This window comes from Spirillospora sp. NPDC000708, from assembly GCF_040299565.1.
Classification (GTDB): domain Bacteria; phylum Actinomycetota; class Actinomycetes; order Streptosporangiales; family Streptosporangiaceae; genus Spirillospora.
This window is the reverse complement of sequence record NZ_JBEPCJ010000041.1, coordinates 1-14,917: the sequence shown is the minus strand read 5'-3', so window position 1 is coordinate 14,917 and position 14,917 is coordinate 1. Positions and strand designations below refer to the sequence as shown.

The window sequence follows — 14,917 nt, the reverse complement described above, 5'->3', positions numbered from 1 at the left end:
ACGGCACCCTACCCGCCCCGCGGGCGCCGGAGAGCGGCGAACCTCACAGTCCGGCCGCCTACCGCACGCTCCGGTGAAAGACCATTCTGAGCGGATGGACGTGCGTTTCGCCGAGGACCACGTGCGTTTCCTGCGCTATGGCTTTCGCGGCGCGTCGGTGCACCCCGCGGGAATGGTCGCGCCCGCCCGGATCCGCGACGCCGACTGGCGCGCCATCAGGCCCGAGATCCGGACCGCGTCCGGCGAGACGCTGTTCGTCCCCCGCGAGCGGAAGGCCGATCTCGAAGCGTTCTGCCGCCGCCACGGGATCGCCGAGGCGTCGCGTCCCGACACGTGGGCCGATCTGCTCGAACCGTTCCTCGACACGCGGATCGACGCCGATCAGGAACGCGCCACGATCGTCCGGCTGAACCGCGCCGGATTCACTCCGACCGAGATCACCGCCGTCCGGAAGCGGCTGGCCCCGCTCATGCTCGCCTACAACTTCGACGCCATGGTCTGGGAATGGGTCCATCTCGGCCTCTTCGACCTCCTCACCGCCGCCAACGCTCCCGTCATCGACCCCGCTCTCCAGGCCGAACTCGGCGACCGGGCGGCGTTCTACGAATGGGCGATGGCGATCGCCGACCGGCGCCCCTGACCACGGAGCACGCGGCCGCCGGCCGGACGTGGGCGCGGTTTCGCCGGTGACGGAGCCGGCGCGCGGCCGGGAAGCGCCCTGTGCTCCCGGCCGCGCGGTTCCGTCGTCCGCGATCGTCCGCGACTCGAACGGTGCGGTGCCACTCAGCGCCCGCTGCGGATGCGGGCGGCCTCCATGTGGATGCGCTCCTCGGTCGCGAGGAGGTCGGCCTCGGCCTTCGCGGTGCGCATCTGCGCGCGCATCTCGCGGAAGCTCGGGGTGCGGCGCCGCTCGGCGGCCCTGGTCCGGCGTCCCGCCCGGGCCCGTGAGAACCGCTGGAAGAGGCTCATGTCCGTCACTCCTCATCGCCACCGGCCCGGCTCGGGTGCCGGACCGTTGTCCCGCGACAACAGATGCCCTTTTCTTCCCGCTTCATTCTCCGGCTCAGGCGGCGGCCCGTGCTGAGCCGGTCGCCGCGGACCCGGCCGGGGGCGTCGCGCTCGGCGGTGCGCCGTCCCGCCCGGCGCGCGTGCGGAGGCCGGACGCGATGACGGCCGCGCCGAGCGTCGCCGCCGCGACGGGGACGACCAGCGCGACGCGCAGTCCGTCCAGTCCCCCGCCCGCGGCGACGTCGACGGCGGTGACGGCCGACAGCCCGAGCGCCGTGCCGAACTGCATGGCGGTGTAGAGCAGGCCGCCCGCCAGGCCGTGCTCGTCCTCGGCGACGCCGTCGGTGGCGGCCATGGTCAGCGGCCCGTAGGCCAGGGCGAACGACAGCCCGAGCAGGCACAGCGCCGGGAGCATGGCGACGTAGGTCCAGTCCATCCCGACGGGCAGGAACAGCGCGTAGGCGACCGCGGCGACCACGATGCCGGCGAGCAGCACGCGGGTGTTGCCGAACCGGTTCACCAGGCGCGGCGTCAGGACGGGGGCCAGGACGGTGTCCAGCCCGATCACCAGCATGGCCAGGCCCGTCTGCATCGTGCTCCAGCCGCGCAGTTCCTGGAAGTACAGGGTGGCCAGGAACTGGAAGCCCGCGAACGCGGCCAGGAACAGCAGCGCGGCCGCGTTCACGCGGACGAGCGGGGCCGTCCGCAGGAGGCCCGGGCGCACCAGCGGCGACGGGGAGCGGCGCTCGACGCGGACGAACAGCCGCAGCAGCGCCAGCGCGGCGGCGAACACGCCGGCGGTCACGAAGGGGCCGTCGCCGGCGCGCTCCAGCCGGACGACCCCGTACACCAGCAGCAGCATCGCCCCGGTCAGCGTGAACGCCCCCGCCAGGTCGAAGCCGTCCGGGGAGCGCTCGGCGCGGGCGTCGCGGACGAGGACCAGCGCCGCCACCAGGATCAGCGCCGACAGGACGACCGGGGCGAAGAACACCCAGCGCCAGCCGAGCGAGGCGAGCGCGCCGCCCGCGACGACGCCGAGCGAGAAGCCGCCCGCCGCCGTCCCCGCGTACACGCCGAGCGCCCGGGTGCGCGCCGGCCCCTCCGGGAAGGCGGACGTGACCAGCGCCAGCCCGGCGGGCGCCATGAACGCGGCCGCGACGCCCGTGACGAACCGGGCGGCCAGCAGCGTCCAGCCCTCGGTGGCGAGCCCGCCGAGCCCGGAGAAGACCAGGAAGACCGCCAGCCACAGCACGAACATCCGGCGGTGGCCCAGCAGGTCGGCGGCACGGCCGCCCAGCAGCATGAACCCGCCGTAGCCGAGCACGTAGGCGCTGACGACACCGCTGAGCATCCCGGTGGACAGGCCGAGGTCGGCCCGGATCGACGGGAGCGCCACGTTCAGCATCGCCACGTCGATCCCCTCCAGGAAGATCGCGCCGCACAGCACCAGGAGCACGCCCCAGGAGCGGCCCGCCGGGCGCCCGCCGGATCCGGTGACGGAATTGGACATCGGTGCTCGACTCCCTCTCGTCGGGAACCGCGCCCCGGGGCGGTTCCCCGAGTGCCCGCCGGTTCCCTCTTGTTACCGGCGTAATCGTCGGGCACCATCGGTGACCATGGAAGACGGCACTCTCGAGTCCCTCGGTTACTGCGGGGATACCGGCGTCGACGACGACGTCCTCCAGTGGGACCAGCGCGCGGACTGCGAGGTGCGGCAGATCCTCGACCGCATCGCCGACAAGTGGTCGCTCCAGGTGATCGCGCTGCTGGACAAGCGGAGCCTGCGCTTCACCGAGCTGCGGCGCGCGATCGACGGCGTCAGCCAGCGGATGCTGACCCGCACGCTGCGGCATCTGGAGCGCGACGGGCTGGTGAGCCGGACGGTGCGCCCGACCGTCCCGCCGCGGGTGGACTACGCGCTGACGCCGATGGGCGCGACCCTCCACAGCACCATCCGCGCCCTGGTCGTCTGGACGGAGGAGCACCAGAACGCCATCGCGGCGGCGCGCACCGCCTACGACCGGCGCGCGGCCGCCGAGCAGGAGGCCGCCGAACGCGAGGCGGCCGAACGCGACGCCCTCGCCCGCGCCGTGCTGCCGCGGCGGGACTGACCGCGTTCGGCGCGGCGGCCGTTAGGGTTGGGGCATGCGTTGACCCCTGCCCGGAAGCCGGGCGCCGCCGCCGTCTCCTTCGTGCCGATCGACATCCGAGTCCACGAAGGAGACCTTCACCATGAGCACGTCGATCCGCATCGACGTCCCCGAGGCGCTGGCCGCCTCGCACGCCAGGCACGGCGGCGCGTCCGGCCGTGCCTGGATCGCGGCGCTGCCCGACCTGGCCGCCGCCTTCCTGGACCGCTGGGAGCTGCGGCCGGACGGTCCCGGACGGCACGGCATGGCGTCCCTCGTCCTGCCGGTGACCCGCGCGGACGGCACGCCCGCCGCGCTCAAGCTCCAGCCGGTCACCGACGAGCACGCCACCGAGCCGGTCGGCCTGCGCGTGTGGAACGGCGACGGGGCGGTCCGCCTCCTCGACCACGATCCCGGCACCGGGACGATGCTGCTGGAGCGCCTCGACGAGGCCCGGCCGCTGTCGTCGGTGGCCGACGACACCGCCGCCCTGGAGATCCTGGCCGGGCTGCTGGCGCGCCTGGTCGCGGTGCCCGCCCCGGACGGTCTGCGCCGCCTGGCCGACATCGCCGCCGCCATGCTCGACGAGGTGCCGCGTGCCGTGCCCGCGCTGGCGGACCCGGCCGACCGGCGGCTGGTGCGGACCTGCGCGTCCGCCGTGGCCGAGCTGGTCGGCGAGCCCGGCGACCGGCTGCTGCACTGGGACCTGCACTACGACAACGTCCTCGCCGGGGACCGGGAGCCCTGGCTGGCCATCGACCCCAAGCCGCTCGCCGGCGATCCCGGCTTCGACCTGCTGCCCGCGCTGGACAACCGGTGGGACGAGCTGGTGGCCGCCGGTGACGTCTCACGCGCGGTGCTCCGCCGCTTCGACCTGCTGACCGAGGCCCTCGGCCTGGACCGGCGGCGGGCGGCCGGATGGACGCTCGGCCGCGTCCTGCAGAACGCGCTGTGGGACGTCGAGGACGGCGAGACGGCGCTCGACCCGGTCCAGGTCACCATCGCCACCGCCCTGCTGCGCCACCGGATGTCCGGAAGGAATGCGTGATGCCGTTCGTCGATACGCCGCTGACCGCCGCCATGAGGCGCGCGGTCCAGGACGCCTGGGGACGGCCCGTCGACGGCGAACCCGTGCGGCTGTACGGCGGGGAGGAGTCGGCCGCGTACCGCGCCGGCGACATCGTCGTACGCGTCGGTCCCGCGAGCCGCACGAACGCCGAGGCAGAGTGGTGCCACGGGATCGCCGCGCATGCCGCCGCCGGCCTGCCGGAGGCGGTCGCGCCGCTGCGCGCACGCGACGGGACGACGGTCGTCCGGGTCGAGGGCCGGCCCGTGTCGGTGTGGTCCCATGTCGCGGGCGAGTGGCCGGACGCCGACGAGCCGCAGATGCGGACGCAAGGCGCGCGCCTCCTCGCCCGGCTGCATCGCGCGCTGGCGTCCCACCGGCCGCCGCCGCGCCCCGTGCCGTCGTTCCTGGAGACCGGCCTGTACGGGGAGCCGCCGCACGATGTCCCCGCGTTGGCCGATCCGGAACTGGACCGCTGGCTCGCCGGGTTCCACCGCCGCCGCCGCGTGCGCCACCCGCTGCACGCGGACTTCTACACCGGCAACACCCTCGCCAGGGACGGCCGGCTGGTGGCGGTCCTGGACTGGGACGAGGCGTTCGTCGGAGCGCCCGAGCTGGAGGTGGCGTCCGCCGCGCTCGAATGGGCCGACGAGCACGGCGACGCGCCGGACGAGCGGCGCCGCTTCATCGCCGACTACCACGACGCCGGCGGCACCGCGGGCGAGATGGACGACGAGACGGTCGTCCAGCTGATCAGGCACCGGCTGCGGCGCGAGGCGGCCTACTTCGAGCACGCCCGGCGGCGGGGCGCCGTGCACGACGAGGACGACCTCGACTACCACGAGCGCCGCGTCAAGACCTTCTTCGCCCTCCGGCCGTAACGCCCGAGGCCGACCACCGACCACCGACCACCGAGCACAGGCGAACCGGCCGGGAGCACGACCCGCGGACGTCCTTTCCGTACTTTCGGCCGGTTCGGCGGGCGGCGCGGCTCCCTAGCGTCGTGCCCATGAACGCAGCGGATCGACCGCGGCCGGCCGGGGCCGTGCTGTCCGGCATCGGGCTGGGCCTCGTGTTCGCCCTGGGCATCGCCTTCACCACCTACATGCTCATGGACAGCTGGGGCGGGACGTCCTGGGTCCTCGACCTCGTCATCTCCGTCGCGGTGTGTGCGCGCTCGCGCTGCTGCGCGGGCGGTGGCCCCTGGGAGCGGCGGTCGCGGCGCTGATCGTCTCGGCCGCCGCGATCGCCGTGTCCGCGGCCGCCGACCTACCGCGGGAGCCGGGGCCCGTCACCGCGCTCGGTCTGGCGGTGCTCGTGGGCTCCGCGCTCCGCAGGCTGCCCGTGCCCGCGGCGGCCGCCGTCGGCGCGGGCGGGATCGCGGTGGTCGCGTCGGCCCGGATCGCCGAGCACGGCGCCGTCACCGTCCTGGCCGCCCTGATCATGATCGGCGCCCTGGTCACCGGCGCGGGCCTGCGCGTGTTCGACAAGGTGCGACCGGACCGGGAGCATCGGGCCACGGCCGCGCGGCGGCCGTACCCGTGACGAGCGCGAAGGGGAGAGCGGAGCGATGGCGAACGGCGCGGTCCGGCGGTGGTGCGGCGCGGCCGCGTTGATCGGTTCCCGCCGATGGGCCGGGGCCGCCTCAAGCGCCGGGCTCGCCGCACTGTTCGCCGCGGCCATCGCCTACCAGGCGGTCGCCCTCGCCGACAGCTGGGGCATCGCGAGCTGGCGGCTCGGCGGTCCGGCCGCGGTGGTCGTCTGCGCGCTCGCGCTGCTGCGCCGCCGGCGTCCGGCGTGGACGGCCGCGGGCGGCCTCGCCGTCGCGGCGACGGCGATCGTCGCGGCGCGCGCGGCGGGACTGCCCACCGAACCCGGCCCGGCCATGGTGCTCGGACTGGCGGTGCTGATCGGCACGGCGGTCCGGGTCCTGCCCGCCGCCAAGGCCGGCGCGGTCGCCGCCGCCGGCCTGGCCCTGGCCGTCGCCCGCCTGGCGGCCGACCCTCCGGTCAGCGCGAGCGGCGCGTCCTCGATGGCCGTGCTGTACGCCGGGGCGTGGCTGGCGGCGGTGTCGGTGGGCCGGTGGCTGCGGACGCTCGACGCCCACGCCGCGGCGACCGCCGAGCGGGTGCGCCGCGAGGAGCGCCTCGAACTCGCCCGCGAGCTGCACGACATCGTCGCCCACCACATCACGGGGATGGTGATCCAGGCCCAGGCCGCCCAGATCGTCGCCCGCAGGGACCCGGCGAACGCGGCGGAGCCGCTCGCCGGAATCGAGACCGCCGGCACCGAGGCCCTCGCCGCCATGCGCCGCGTCGTCGGCCTGCTGCGCGACACCGCCGACGCCGCGCCCGCCTCGCCCGGGCCGGAGCGGCTCGACGAGCTGGTCGAGCGGTTCAGCGCGGGCGGGCCGCGGGCGACGCTCCGGTCCTGCGGCGGCGCGGACTGGCCCCCGGAGGTGACCAGCACGGTGTACCGCATCGTCCGGGAGGCGCTGACGAACGTCCGTCGGCACGCGCCCCAGGCCGGCTCGGTCGCCGTGACCGTCGCGGAGGAGCCGGAGGGCGTCACCGTGCGGGTCGACGACGACGCCCCGCCGGGCCCGGCCCGGCCGCATCATCGTGCCGGGTACGGGCTCGTCGGCATGCGCGAGCGCGTCGAGACGCTCGGCGGCACGCTGGCCGCCGGCCCCCGGCCCGGCGGCGGCTGGTCGGTGCGCGCGGTCCTGCCCCTCCGGGAGTCCCGATGACCATCACCGTGCTGATCGCCGACGACCAGACGATGATCCGCGGCGGCCTGCGGCTCATCCTGGAGGACCAGCCCGACATCCGGGTGGTCGGCGAGGCCGCGGACGGGGCCGAGGCGGTGGAGGCGGCGCGGCGGCTGCGCCCGGACGTGTGCCTGGTCGACATCCGGATGCCGCGCCTCGACGGCATCGAGGTCACCCGCGCGCTGGCCGGGCCCGGCGTGCGCGATCCGCTGCGGGTCGTGGTGGTCACCACGTTCGACCTGGACGAGTACGTGTACGGGGCGCTGCGCGGCGGGGCGGCCGGGTTCGTGCTGAAGGACGCCGGCCCCGCGCTGCTCGTCGAGGCCGTCCGCGCGGCCGCCAACGGCGAGGCGCTCGTGTCGCCGTCGGTCACGCTGCGGCTGCTGCGGCACCTGACGGCGGGCGGCGCGCCGGGCGCGCGCACCACGGACGTCCCGCTGTCGGAGCGGCAGCTGGAGGTCGTGCGGGCCGTCGCGCGGGGCCGCACCAACCAGGAGATCGCCGCCGAGCTGTTCATCTCCCTCAGCACGGTGAAGGGCCACATCGCCGGCGTCCAGAGCAGGCTGGGGTTCCGCAACCGGATCGAGATCGCCGCGTGGGCGTGGGAGAACCGCATCGTCGAGGGCGGCTGACCGGCCGCGAACCGGCCGGCGGCGAACCGGCCGAAAGTACGGTCTCCGGCGGGGCGAACGGTGCTGCGGGCCGATGGGCGGGCGGGCGCCCGCCTCCGAGGATGAGCGGCATGCCGCACAAGCAACCGCCCCCGGTGCTCCAAGCCGAGGGCCTGACGAAGAAGTACGGCCGCCGCACGGCGCTCAGCGAGGTCGACCTGACCGTCCCGGCGGGACGCGTCATCGGCCTGGTCGGGCCGAACGGGGCCGGGAAGTCCACGCTGCTGCACCTGGCCTGCGGCCTGATCGAGCCCACGTCGGGGTCGCTGCGCGTGCTCGGATCCGCCCCGGCGGCCGGGCCGTCGCACCTGGCGCGGGTCGGGTTCGTCGCGCAGGACACCCCCGTGTACGGGTCGTTCACCGTCGCCGACCACCTGCGGATGGGCGCGAGGCTGAACCCGGGATGGGACGCCGCCCTCGCCGAGCGGCGCGTCGCCCAGGCCGGGCTGAACCCCGCCCAGCGGGCCGGCGGGCTGTCCGGCGGGCAGCGCGCGCAGCTCGCCCTCACGGTCGCCGCCGCCAAGCGCCCCGACCTGCTGATCTTCGACGAGCCGGCCGCGGCGCTGGACCCGCTGGCGCGCGCCGGGTTCCTGCGGAACCTGCTGGAGTCCGCCGCCGAACTCGGCGCCGCCGCGGTGCTGTCGTCGCACCTGCTCGGCGACATCGAGCGCGTCTGCGACCACCTGGTGGTGCTGTGCGCCTCCCGCGTGCAGGTCGCCGGGGACGTCCGGGACGTGCTGGCCGCGCACCGCCGCCTGGTCGCGCCGCGCGGCGGGCTCGCCCGGCCGCCGGCCGGAGTCGAGATCGTCCACGCCGAGAGCGCGGGCGGGCACGACACCGCGGTGGTGCGCGGCGATGCCGTCCCGCCGGAGCCGTACCGGGTCGAGCCCGTCTCGCTGGAGGACATCGTGCTCGCCTACATGACCAGGGCGTCCGCCACCACCGGGGAGGGCGCGCGATGATCTGGCTGACCTGGCGCCAGTTCCGCGTCCAAGCGCTCGTCGCCGCCGTCGCGCTGGCCGTGATCGCCGCTTACCTGGTGTACCTCGGCACCGACATCCGGGACGCCCACGACGCCTACCGGGCCCGCTGCGCGAGCAGGCCCGCCGACTGCCCGCCCGCCCTCGCGCAGTTCCGCGGCGACTACGAGAGCACGCTGCTGTTCCTCGCCGCAGGGCTCCAGCTGATCCCCGTCGTCATCGGGACGTTCTGGGGCGCGCCGCTGATCGCGCGGGAACTGGAGACGGGCACGCACCGGCTCGTGTGGAACCAGAGCGTGACCCGGCGCCGCTGGCTCGCCGTCAAGCTCGCGTTCCTCGCGCTGGCCGGCGCGGCGCTCACCGGCGCCGCCGCCGCGCTGCTCACCTGGGCGGCGCGCCCGTTCGACGAGGCGACCGAGGACCGCTTCTCCACCATCGTGTTCGGCGCCCGCGACATCGCCCCGATCGGCTACGCCGTCCTGGCGTTCACGCTCGGCACGGTCGTCGGGCTCCTCGTGCGCCGGACGCTGCCCGCGATGGCGGTCACGGGAGTCGCGTTCATCGTGCTCCAGTTCGTCTTCCCGAACATGGTGCGGCCCCACCTCCTCCCGCCCGAGAAGACCACCCTGCGGATGACCGCCCAGGCCATCAACGGGGCGCAGAACATGGGGAGCATCACCGGCGGCGCCGTCGTCCACGGCCTCGCGGTCCCCGGCTCCCCCGGCGCCTGGGTGAGCGACATCAGCCCGTTCCGCACGGCGGACGGCCGGACGCTCAGCGGCGCGAAGTTCGACGAGTGCCTGAACAGCCCGCAGCGGACCGGCGCCGGCGGGAGGTTCGGCGACACCGCCGTCTGCCTCGCCCGGATGAACCTGCACGTCGACGTCGCCTACCAGCCGAAGAGCCGCTACTGGGCGTTCCAGGGCCTGGAGACCGCCGCGTACCTCCTGCTCGCCGGAGTCCTCACGGTGTTCGGGCTCTGGCGCGTGCGGCACCGGGTGAGCTGAGGTTCAGACGAGGCTCGCGCGGGGCGCGCGCAGGCGGCCCTCGCTGTAGTCCTCCACGAGGTGGCGGACGGTCTCCATGGCGTCCTGCTTGTTGGTCCCGATGAAGCCGGTCGGGCCGCGCTTGATCCAGCCGGTGGCGTAGACGCCGGGCAGGACGGCGCCGCCCGGCTCGGCGAGGACGCGGCCGCCCGCGTTCGGGATGACCGCGCGGGCCTCGTCGAACGGGACGCCGGGGACGGCGGTGCCGCGGTAGCCGATCGAGCTGAGCACCAGGCCGGCGTCGAGCGTCTCGCGCTCGCCGGTGGGCTCGACCCGGTCGCCGGAGCCGGGGACGTAGGCGTTGCGGACCAGCTCGACGCCTTGGACGCGGTCGCCGCCGACGATCGCGAGCGGCGACGCCAGGTACCGCAGGACGATCCGCTTCCCGTTCCCCGTCGCGGGCCGTTCCGCCAGCTCGCGCAGCAGCCGGAGCTTCTGCCCGGCGGCGTGGCCGAGAGCGCCGGTGCCGGTGTCGAGGCCGGTCTCAAGGCCGGTGTCGAGGTCGGCGGAGTCGAGCACCAGGTCGATGCCCGGCAGCTGCATGAGCCCGACCAGTTCCGGGAGCGTGAAGGCCGAGTGCGCGACGCCCCGCCGGGCGACGATGACGGCCTCCTGGACCCGGCCGTCCCGCAGCGCCTCCAGGGCGCGGGGCGCGATGCTCGTGCCGGCCAAGTGCTCGGGGTCGGCGGTCAGGATGCGGGCGACGTCGAGCGCGACGTTGCCGTTGCCGACGATGACCGCCCGCTCGTGCGACAGGTCGAACCGGCGGCCGGCGTGGTCGGGATGGCCGTTGTACCAGGCGACGAACTCGGTGGCCGTCGCGGTGCCCGGCAGGTCGCGGCCCGGGACGTCCAGGCGCCGGTCCGCGGACGCCCCGACCGCGTAGACCACCGCGTGGTGCCGGTCGAGGAGGTCCTGGTGCGTCACGTCGCGGCCGACCTGGGTGCCGTAGACGATCCGGATCCCGTCCTGCGCCGCGATCCGGTCGAACAGGTCGCCGACCTGGCGGGTCCGCACGTGGTCGTGGGCGACGCCGGTGCGCGCCAGCCCGTACGGGACGGACAGCCGCTCGTACATCGTGACCCGCGCGCCGGGGACGGTGAGCAGCTCGTCCGCCGCGTACATCGCCGCCGGGCCCGTCCCCACGATCGCCACGTCGAGCGGCTCCCGGCCCGCGGGCACCGAGAGCGGCGGGACGTGCGGCGCCAGCAGCGGCCGCACCCGGCCGTCCCGGTAGAACGCCTCGTTGATCGGCGCGAACGGCTCCTGCGACTCCGGCAGCCGGTCGTGCGGGACGATCGCGCCGACCGGGCACGCGGTCACGCAGGCGCCGCAGTCGACGCAGGCGACCGGGTCGATGTAGAGCATGTCGGACGTGAGGAAGTCCGGCTCGTCCGGGGTGGGATGGATGCAGTTCACCGGGCAGGCGTACACGCAGGACGCGTCGCCGCAGCAGGACTGCGTGACCACGTGGGGCATGGCTGGGGGTGCTTCCTAACGGGTCAGGCGGCGTGGGCCCGGCGGTGCGGCTCGCCGCGGTAGCGGGACGGCTCGCCGTCGATGCCGCAGGCCTTCCACACCTTCCGGGCGGCGGGGTTCATCAGGCCGAGCTCCTCGGCGAGCATCCGGACGTCGCCGAAGTAGCCGCGCAGGATGGCCTTGGACTCCGGGCGCTGCCAGAACGCCTCGCGCATCACCTTGCGGGGGATGCCGAACTCCTTGGCGAACCGCCGCGGCGGCGCCATGATCGCGCCGGCCAGCCAGCGCATGACCAGCGGGTAGGCGATGGAGGTGACGCCCTTGCCGGCCTTGGTCTGCCGGGCCACGTGCTCGTTGAGGAAGCGGTGCGCGAACGAGATGTGCCGCGCCTCCTCGGCGATGTGGATCTCCATGGTGCGCAGCAGCGCGGGCGGGCGGGCGGCGCCGTCCCGGATGACGTCCTTCTGGAAGTGGTCGATGGGCTCCTCGCCCGCCAGGATGCCGATGAAGAAGATGACCGGCGCGTAGGCGGCCAGGTGCCAGAGCGAGGAGGTCGCCCGGTAGGGCGCCTTCATCCCGGGCACGTCCACGCCGGTGCGGTTGACCAGCTCCTGGAACATCTGGATGTGGTTGCACTCCTCCGACATCTCGTGGAGGCAGTACCGGAACTCCGGGGAGCCGTTCGGGAGCCTCATCGCGTACTGCATCATCCCGCGGATGAGGACGCTCTCGAAGACGAGGCCGACCTTCTGCATGTTCGCGGTCCGCCAGAGCCCGATCGCGATCCTCTTCTCCTCGGGCTGCGCCTTGTACCAGGGGTGCGCGCCGAGCGGGTCGCAGTCGGGCAGGATCCAGCGCGGGTCCGAGGCGTCGATGGCGAAGTCCGGGGAGTCCCAGTCGATGTCCAGGTATGGGTCGAACCGGCGGTGGACGGATCCGTTGGAGAGGGTCCGCAGGAACTCGCGGTACTCGGTCACCTGTGCCATCGGGGACCTCCTAGATCGTTTACACTTCCTATAGGAACTGTAAACAGTGGTCGCTTACCGGGTCAATGGGCGGGGACTGTGGGCCCGGCCATAGAATCGGGCCCATGCCGAGGCAGGACGGGGACATCCACGCCCGCATCCTCGACGCCGCCGCCGCGTGCCTGACCGAGGGCGGGTTCTCCTCCACCCGGCTGCTGTCGGCGATCGCGCGCCGGGCCGGGCTGTCGCGCCCGACGCTGTACAAGTACGGCGGCAGCCTCGACGAGATCAAGGACGCGCTGATCGAGCGCGAGCTCACCGCCTACCTCGCCGAGGCCGCGCCGATCATCGACGCCGCCCGCTGGGACGCCGACTACGTGTCGGACCTGCTGGCCTTCCTCGTCGGCCGGGCCCGCCGGCACCCGCTGCTGTCCGCCGCCGTCCGGGACGTCCCCGACATGGTGCTGCCGTGGTTCACGATCCGCGCGGACCTCACCGTCGCCCGCGTCACGGCCCTCGCGGCCCCGGTCGTGCAGGAGAAGATCGACCGGGGCGAGTTCCCGCCGGTCGACGTGCCGGTGCTCATCGACGTGCTGACCCGGATCGTGCTGTCGCTGGTCTTCGTGAACAGCGCCGGCGTCGACGCCGACGACCCGGAGGACCTGCGGCGCTACCTGCGCACCGTCACGGGGTTCATCTCGCTGCTGCCCGGACGCGGCGAGGGCGCGGCCCCGGCGGCGTCCGCCCGCTGACCGGCCTCCGCCGGCCGGGCCGGGCCCGCCGGACCGGGGACGTCCAGCGGCTGCGCGTCGATCACGGGCTGCGCGGCGGCCGCGACGGCGGTGGCGGCCCGGACGAACGCCGCGACGGCCGGCGAGCGGCAGTCCTGCGGCCAGACGACGGAGAACTCCGTCGGCGGCAGGTCGCCGACGGCCCGGTAGGCGATGCCGGGACGCGCGTGCCGCCGCGCGATCGACACCGGCACGAACCAGATGACGCCGCCGAGCTCCACGAGGCTGAACAGCTCCGTCAAGTCGCGGACGGGGCGCCGGCTCTCGGCGAAGGACCCCCGCGCTGCGGGCCGCCCCGGCCCGCCGTCGCCGCCGTCCGGGCCGGGCGGCAGGCCGCCGAGCTCGGCGGGCCTGCCGTCGGGCAGCACCCGGCCGGCGAAGTCGGACAGGGAAAGCGAGGAGCGGGCGGCGAGCGGGTCGGACGCCGCCAGCGCGACCAGCCGGGGCTCGGTCAGCAGCGGCTCGACGTCCAGGCCGCGGTCGTCGGTCAGCTCGGGCAGGACCGCGACGTCCGCGCGGCCGTCGCGCAGCGCGGCCTCCTGGTCGCCCCGGCCGCCGAGCACCAGCTCCACCGGGATCGCCTCGGGCTCCTGCCGGTAGGCGGCAAGGAACTGCGGCAGCAGCCCGGCGTCGAAGTCGGCCTTGAGCGCGAGCCGCAGCTCCGGCGCGGGCCGTCCGGCGTGCACGGCCCGGCGGGCGGCGGCGGTGATCGCCTCCAGCGCGGTGCGCGCGTCCCGCAGCAGCACCTCGCCAGCGGGGGTCAGCGCGACCTGGCGGGTGGTGCGCTCGAACAACCGCACGCCGAGCCCGCGTTCGAGCTCGCGGATCGCCCGGGACAGCGGCGGCTGCGCCATGCCCAGCCGCTCGGCGGCCCGCCCGAAGTTCAGCTCCTCGGCGACGGCCACGAAGTACCTGAGCTGCCGCGACTCCAGGTCATTCATATCCCCAGGGTATCAATGCGGACCGGATCGATCCTTCAGGTCCGCGGCGGCGGTGGCTTGACTGGTCGATGCCGGCGCCGTTCCGGCGCCCGCGCTCCCCTTGTCCGTGTCTGGAGACTTCAATGATCGTCATCACCACGCCCACCGGCAGGATCGGCCGCCGGGTCGTCGACGGCGCGCTCGCCGCCGGGGCACCGGTCCGCGTGATCGTTCGGGACGCGTCCCGGCTGCCCGACCGCGTGCGCGAGCGCGCCGAGGTGGTCGAAGGGTCGCACGGCGACCCCGACGTCGTGGCCAAGGCGTTCGCGGGCGCCGACGCCGTCTTCTGGCTCGCGCCGCCGGACCACCGGGCCGAGAGCCTCGACGACGTCTACTCCCGCTTCGCCGGCCCGGCCTGCGAGGCGTTCCGGAACCAGGGCGTCCAGCGGGTCGTCTGCGTCTCCGCCCTGGGCCGCGGGGTGCTCCCCGAGGCCGGCCACGTCACGGCGACGCTGAAGATGGACGACCTCATCGCGAGCACCGGCGTGCACTTCCGGGCGCTGACGCTGCCGACCTTCATGGACAACATGCTCGGCCAGGTGGAGAGCATCAAGAACGACGGCGTCTTCTACTCGGCGATCTCCGGGGACCGCAAGCTGCCGACGTGCGCCTGCCGCGACATCGCCGACGCCGCCCTGAAGCTGCTGCTCGACCCGTCGTGGACGGGGCGCGGCGACGTCCCGGTGCTCGGCCCGGAGGACCTGTCGAACGACGACCTGGCGCGGATCATGTCCGAGGTGCTCGGGCGGCCCGTCCGCCATCAGCGGATCTCCGTCGAGGCCTTCAAGGAGAGCATGCTCGCGCGCGGGGTGTCCGAGGCGAACGCCCAGGGACTGGTCGAGATGGCCGTGGCCAAGGAGAACGGCCTGGACAGTGCCGAGCCGCGCACTCCCGAGTCCACCTCGCCCACCACCTTCCGCGAGTGGTGCGAGCAGGAGCTGAAGCCGGCCGTCCTCGGCTGAGCCGCGGACGCGACGCGGGCCGGGCCCGCCGTGGGGGATGACGAGCAAGGCGATGGCTGGGAGCATCATC

17 protein-coding genes are annotated in these 14,917 nt (G+C 74.8%); 12 read left to right on the top strand and 5 right to left on the bottom strand.

The genetic code is table 11. From position 1 onward, the window contains the following. The first annotated feature begins 94 nt into the window (after nt 1-94). The gene (locus ABT299_RS26925; protein WP_500252409.1) at nt 95-640 is read left to right on the top strand and encodes a hypothetical protein; all 546 of its coding nucleotides are present in this window, start codon (nt 95-97) and stop codon (nt 638-640) included. 143 nt (nt 641-783) lie between these two features. Here ABT299_RS26925 and ABT299_RS26920 read toward each other — a convergent pair whose 3' ends face one another. Together ABT299_RS26920 and ABT299_RS26915 are read right to left on the bottom strand one after the other, a co-directional pair. Then, nucleotides 784-969, bottom strand: a complete 186-nt coding sequence (locus ABT299_RS26920) for a hypothetical protein (protein WP_190868264.1) — start codon at nt 967-969, stop codon at nt 784-786. A 94-nt stretch (nt 970-1,063) separates the two neighbouring features. Further along, the gene (locus tag ABT299_RS26915; protein ID WP_500252408.1) at nt 1,064-2,518 is read right to left on the bottom strand and encodes an MFS transporter; all 1,455 of its coding nucleotides are present in this window, start codon (nt 2,516-2,518) and stop codon (nt 1,064-1,066) included. A 106-nt stretch (nt 2,519-2,624) separates the two neighbouring features. Between ABT299_RS26915 and ABT299_RS26910 the strand changes: the two genes are divergently transcribed. From ABT299_RS26910 to ABT299_RS26870, 9 genes are all read left to right on the top strand, one after another. Next, a complete protein-coding gene (locus ABT299_RS26910) occupies nt 2,625-3,119 on the top strand; it encodes a winged helix-turn-helix transcriptional regulator (protein WP_387025494.1) in 495 nt (164 codons plus the stop codon). 121 nt (nt 3,120-3,240) lie between these two features. Continuing rightward, complete coding sequence (locus ABT299_RS26905; protein WP_500252407.1) at nt 3,241-4,185, top strand: aminoglycoside phosphotransferase family protein; 945 nt, start codon at nt 3,241-3,243, stop codon at nt 4,183-4,185. Continuing rightward, on the top strand, nt 4,185-5,084 hold the full coding sequence (locus ABT299_RS26900; protein ID WP_500252406.1) for a phosphotransferase: 900 nt from the start codon (nt 4,185-4,187) through the stop codon (nt 5,082-5,084). The genes ABT299_RS26905 and ABT299_RS26900 overlap by 1 nt, the downstream gene beginning before the upstream one ends. Before the next feature lie 128 nt (nt 5,085-5,212). Further along, a complete protein-coding gene (locus tag ABT299_RS26895; protein ID WP_500252405.1) occupies nt 5,213-5,431 on the top strand; it encodes a hypothetical protein in 219 nt (72 codons plus the stop codon). Beyond that, nucleotides 5,371-5,748, top strand: a complete 378-nt coding sequence (locus ABT299_RS26890) for a hypothetical protein (protein WP_500252404.1) — start codon at nt 5,371-5,373, stop codon at nt 5,746-5,748. The genes ABT299_RS26895 and ABT299_RS26890 overlap by 61 nt, the downstream gene beginning before the upstream one ends. A gap of 25 nt (nt 5,749-5,773) precedes the next feature. Next, nucleotides 5,774-6,952, top strand: a complete 1,179-nt coding sequence (locus ABT299_RS26885; protein WP_387025487.1) for a sensor histidine kinase — start codon at nt 5,774-5,776, stop codon at nt 6,950-6,952. Further along, complete coding sequence (locus tag ABT299_RS26880) at nt 6,949-7,605, top strand: response regulator (RefSeq protein WP_387025485.1); 657 nt, start codon at nt 6,949-6,951, stop codon at nt 7,603-7,605. The genes ABT299_RS26885 and ABT299_RS26880 overlap by 4 nt, the downstream gene beginning before the upstream one ends. Before the next feature lie 110 nt (nt 7,606-7,715). Continuing rightward, entirely contained in the window at nt 7,716-8,606 is an 891-nt protein-coding gene (locus tag ABT299_RS26875) for an ABC transporter ATP-binding protein (protein ID WP_500252403.1), read from the top strand. Then, nucleotides 8,603-9,631 carry an ABC-2 membrane transporter-related protein gene (locus tag ABT299_RS26870; protein ID WP_500252402.1) on the top strand — a complete coding sequence of 343 codons (1,029 nt, stop codon included), beginning with the start codon at nt 8,603-8,605 and terminating at the stop codon, nt 9,629-9,631. The genes ABT299_RS26875 and ABT299_RS26870 overlap by 4 nt, the downstream gene beginning before the upstream one ends. A 3-nt stretch (nt 9,632-9,634) precedes the next feature. Here ABT299_RS26870 and ABT299_RS26865 read toward each other — a convergent pair whose 3' ends face one another. Then, nucleotides 9,635-11,149, bottom strand: coding sequence for an FAD-dependent oxidoreductase (locus ABT299_RS26865; RefSeq protein ID WP_500252401.1), 1,515 nt, complete (start codon nt 11,147-11,149; stop codon nt 9,635-9,637). Nucleotides 11,150-11,172: 23 nt separating this feature from the next. Beyond that, nucleotides 11,173-12,135 carry an AurF N-oxygenase family protein gene (locus ABT299_RS26860; RefSeq protein WP_190868253.1) on the bottom strand — a complete coding sequence of 321 codons (963 nt, stop codon included), beginning with the start codon at nt 12,133-12,135 and terminating at the stop codon, nt 11,173-11,175. Between the two features lie 104 nt (nt 12,136-12,239). Here ABT299_RS26860 and ABT299_RS26855 point away from each other — a divergent pair, with 104 nt between their 5' ends. Further along, on the top strand, nt 12,240-12,866 hold the full coding sequence (locus ABT299_RS26855) for a TetR/AcrR family transcriptional regulator (protein WP_241756541.1): 627 nt from the start codon (nt 12,240-12,242) through the stop codon (nt 12,864-12,866). Here ABT299_RS26855 and ABT299_RS26850 read toward each other — a convergent pair. Next, nucleotides 12,785-13,846: a LysR family transcriptional regulator gene (locus tag ABT299_RS26850; RefSeq protein ID WP_206700362.1), complete on the bottom strand. Its 1,062-nt coding sequence runs from the start codon at nt 13,844-13,846 to the stop codon at nt 12,785-12,787. The two genes, ABT299_RS26855 and ABT299_RS26850, sit on opposite strands and share 82 nt — an antisense overlap. 122 nt (nt 13,847-13,968) lie before the next feature. On the opposite strand from ABT299_RS26850, the gene ABT299_RS26845 reads away from it, so the two are divergent. After that, nucleotides 13,969-14,847 (top strand): NAD(P)H-binding protein, encoded by an 879-nt coding sequence (locus ABT299_RS26845; RefSeq protein WP_500252400.1) that lies wholly within the window; start codon nt 13,969-13,971, stop codon nt 14,845-14,847. Nucleotides 14,848-14,917 lie beyond the last annotated feature (70 nt).

What these genes read in the sequence shown, in the direction of transcription:
- ABT299_RS26925 (WP_500252409.1), top strand. Translation starts at nt 95, where the DNA reads ATGGACGTGCGTTTCGCCGAGGACCACGTGCGTTTCCTGCGCTATGGC.
- ABT299_RS26920 (WP_190868264.1), bottom strand. Translation starts at nt 969, where the DNA reads ATGAGCCTCTTCCAGCGGTTCTCACGGGCCCGGGCGGGACGCCGGACC.
- ABT299_RS26915 (WP_500252408.1), bottom strand. Translation starts at nt 2,518, where the DNA reads ATGTCCAATTCCGTCACCGGATCCGGCGGGCGCCCGGCGGGCCGCTCC.
- ABT299_RS26910 (WP_387025494.1), top strand. Translation starts at nt 2,625, where the DNA reads ATGGAAGACGGCACTCTCGAGTCCCTCGGTTACTGCGGGGATACCGGC.
- ABT299_RS26905 (WP_500252407.1), top strand. Translation starts at nt 3,241, where the DNA reads ATGAGCACGTCGATCCGCATCGACGTCCCCGAGGCGCTGGCCGCCTCG.
- ABT299_RS26900 (WP_500252406.1), top strand. Translation starts at nt 4,185, where the DNA reads ATGCCGTTCGTCGATACGCCGCTGACCGCCGCCATGAGGCGCGCGGTC.
- ABT299_RS26895 (WP_500252405.1), top strand. Translation starts at nt 5,213, where the DNA reads ATGAACGCAGCGGATCGACCGCGGCCGGCCGGGGCCGTGCTGTCCGGC.
- ABT299_RS26885 (WP_387025487.1), top strand. Translation starts at nt 5,774, where the DNA reads ATGGCGAACGGCGCGGTCCGGCGGTGGTGCGGCGCGGCCGCGTTGATC.
- ABT299_RS26880 (WP_387025485.1), top strand. Translation starts at nt 6,949, where the DNA reads ATGACCATCACCGTGCTGATCGCCGACGACCAGACGATGATCCGCGGC.
- ABT299_RS26875 (WP_500252403.1), top strand. Translation starts at nt 7,716, where the DNA reads ATGCCGCACAAGCAACCGCCCCCGGTGCTCCAAGCCGAGGGCCTGACG.
- ABT299_RS26870 (WP_500252402.1), top strand. Translation starts at nt 8,603, where the DNA reads ATGATCTGGCTGACCTGGCGCCAGTTCCGCGTCCAAGCGCTCGTCGCC.
- ABT299_RS26865 (WP_500252401.1), bottom strand. Translation starts at nt 11,149, where the DNA reads ATGCCCCACGTGGTCACGCAGTCCTGCTGCGGCGACGCGTCCTGCGTG.
- ABT299_RS26860 (WP_190868253.1), bottom strand. Translation starts at nt 12,135, where the DNA reads ATGGCACAGGTGACCGAGTACCGCGAGTTCCTGCGGACCCTCTCCAAC.
- ABT299_RS26855 (WP_241756541.1), top strand. Translation starts at nt 12,240, where the DNA reads ATGCCGAGGCAGGACGGGGACATCCACGCCCGCATCCTCGACGCCGCC.
- ABT299_RS26850 (WP_206700362.1), bottom strand. Translation starts at nt 13,846, where the DNA reads ATGAATGACCTGGAGTCGCGGCAGCTCAGGTACTTCGTGGCCGTCGCC.
- ABT299_RS26845 (WP_500252400.1), top strand. Translation starts at nt 13,969, where the DNA reads ATGATCGTCATCACCACGCCCACCGGCAGGATCGGCCGCCGGGTCGTC.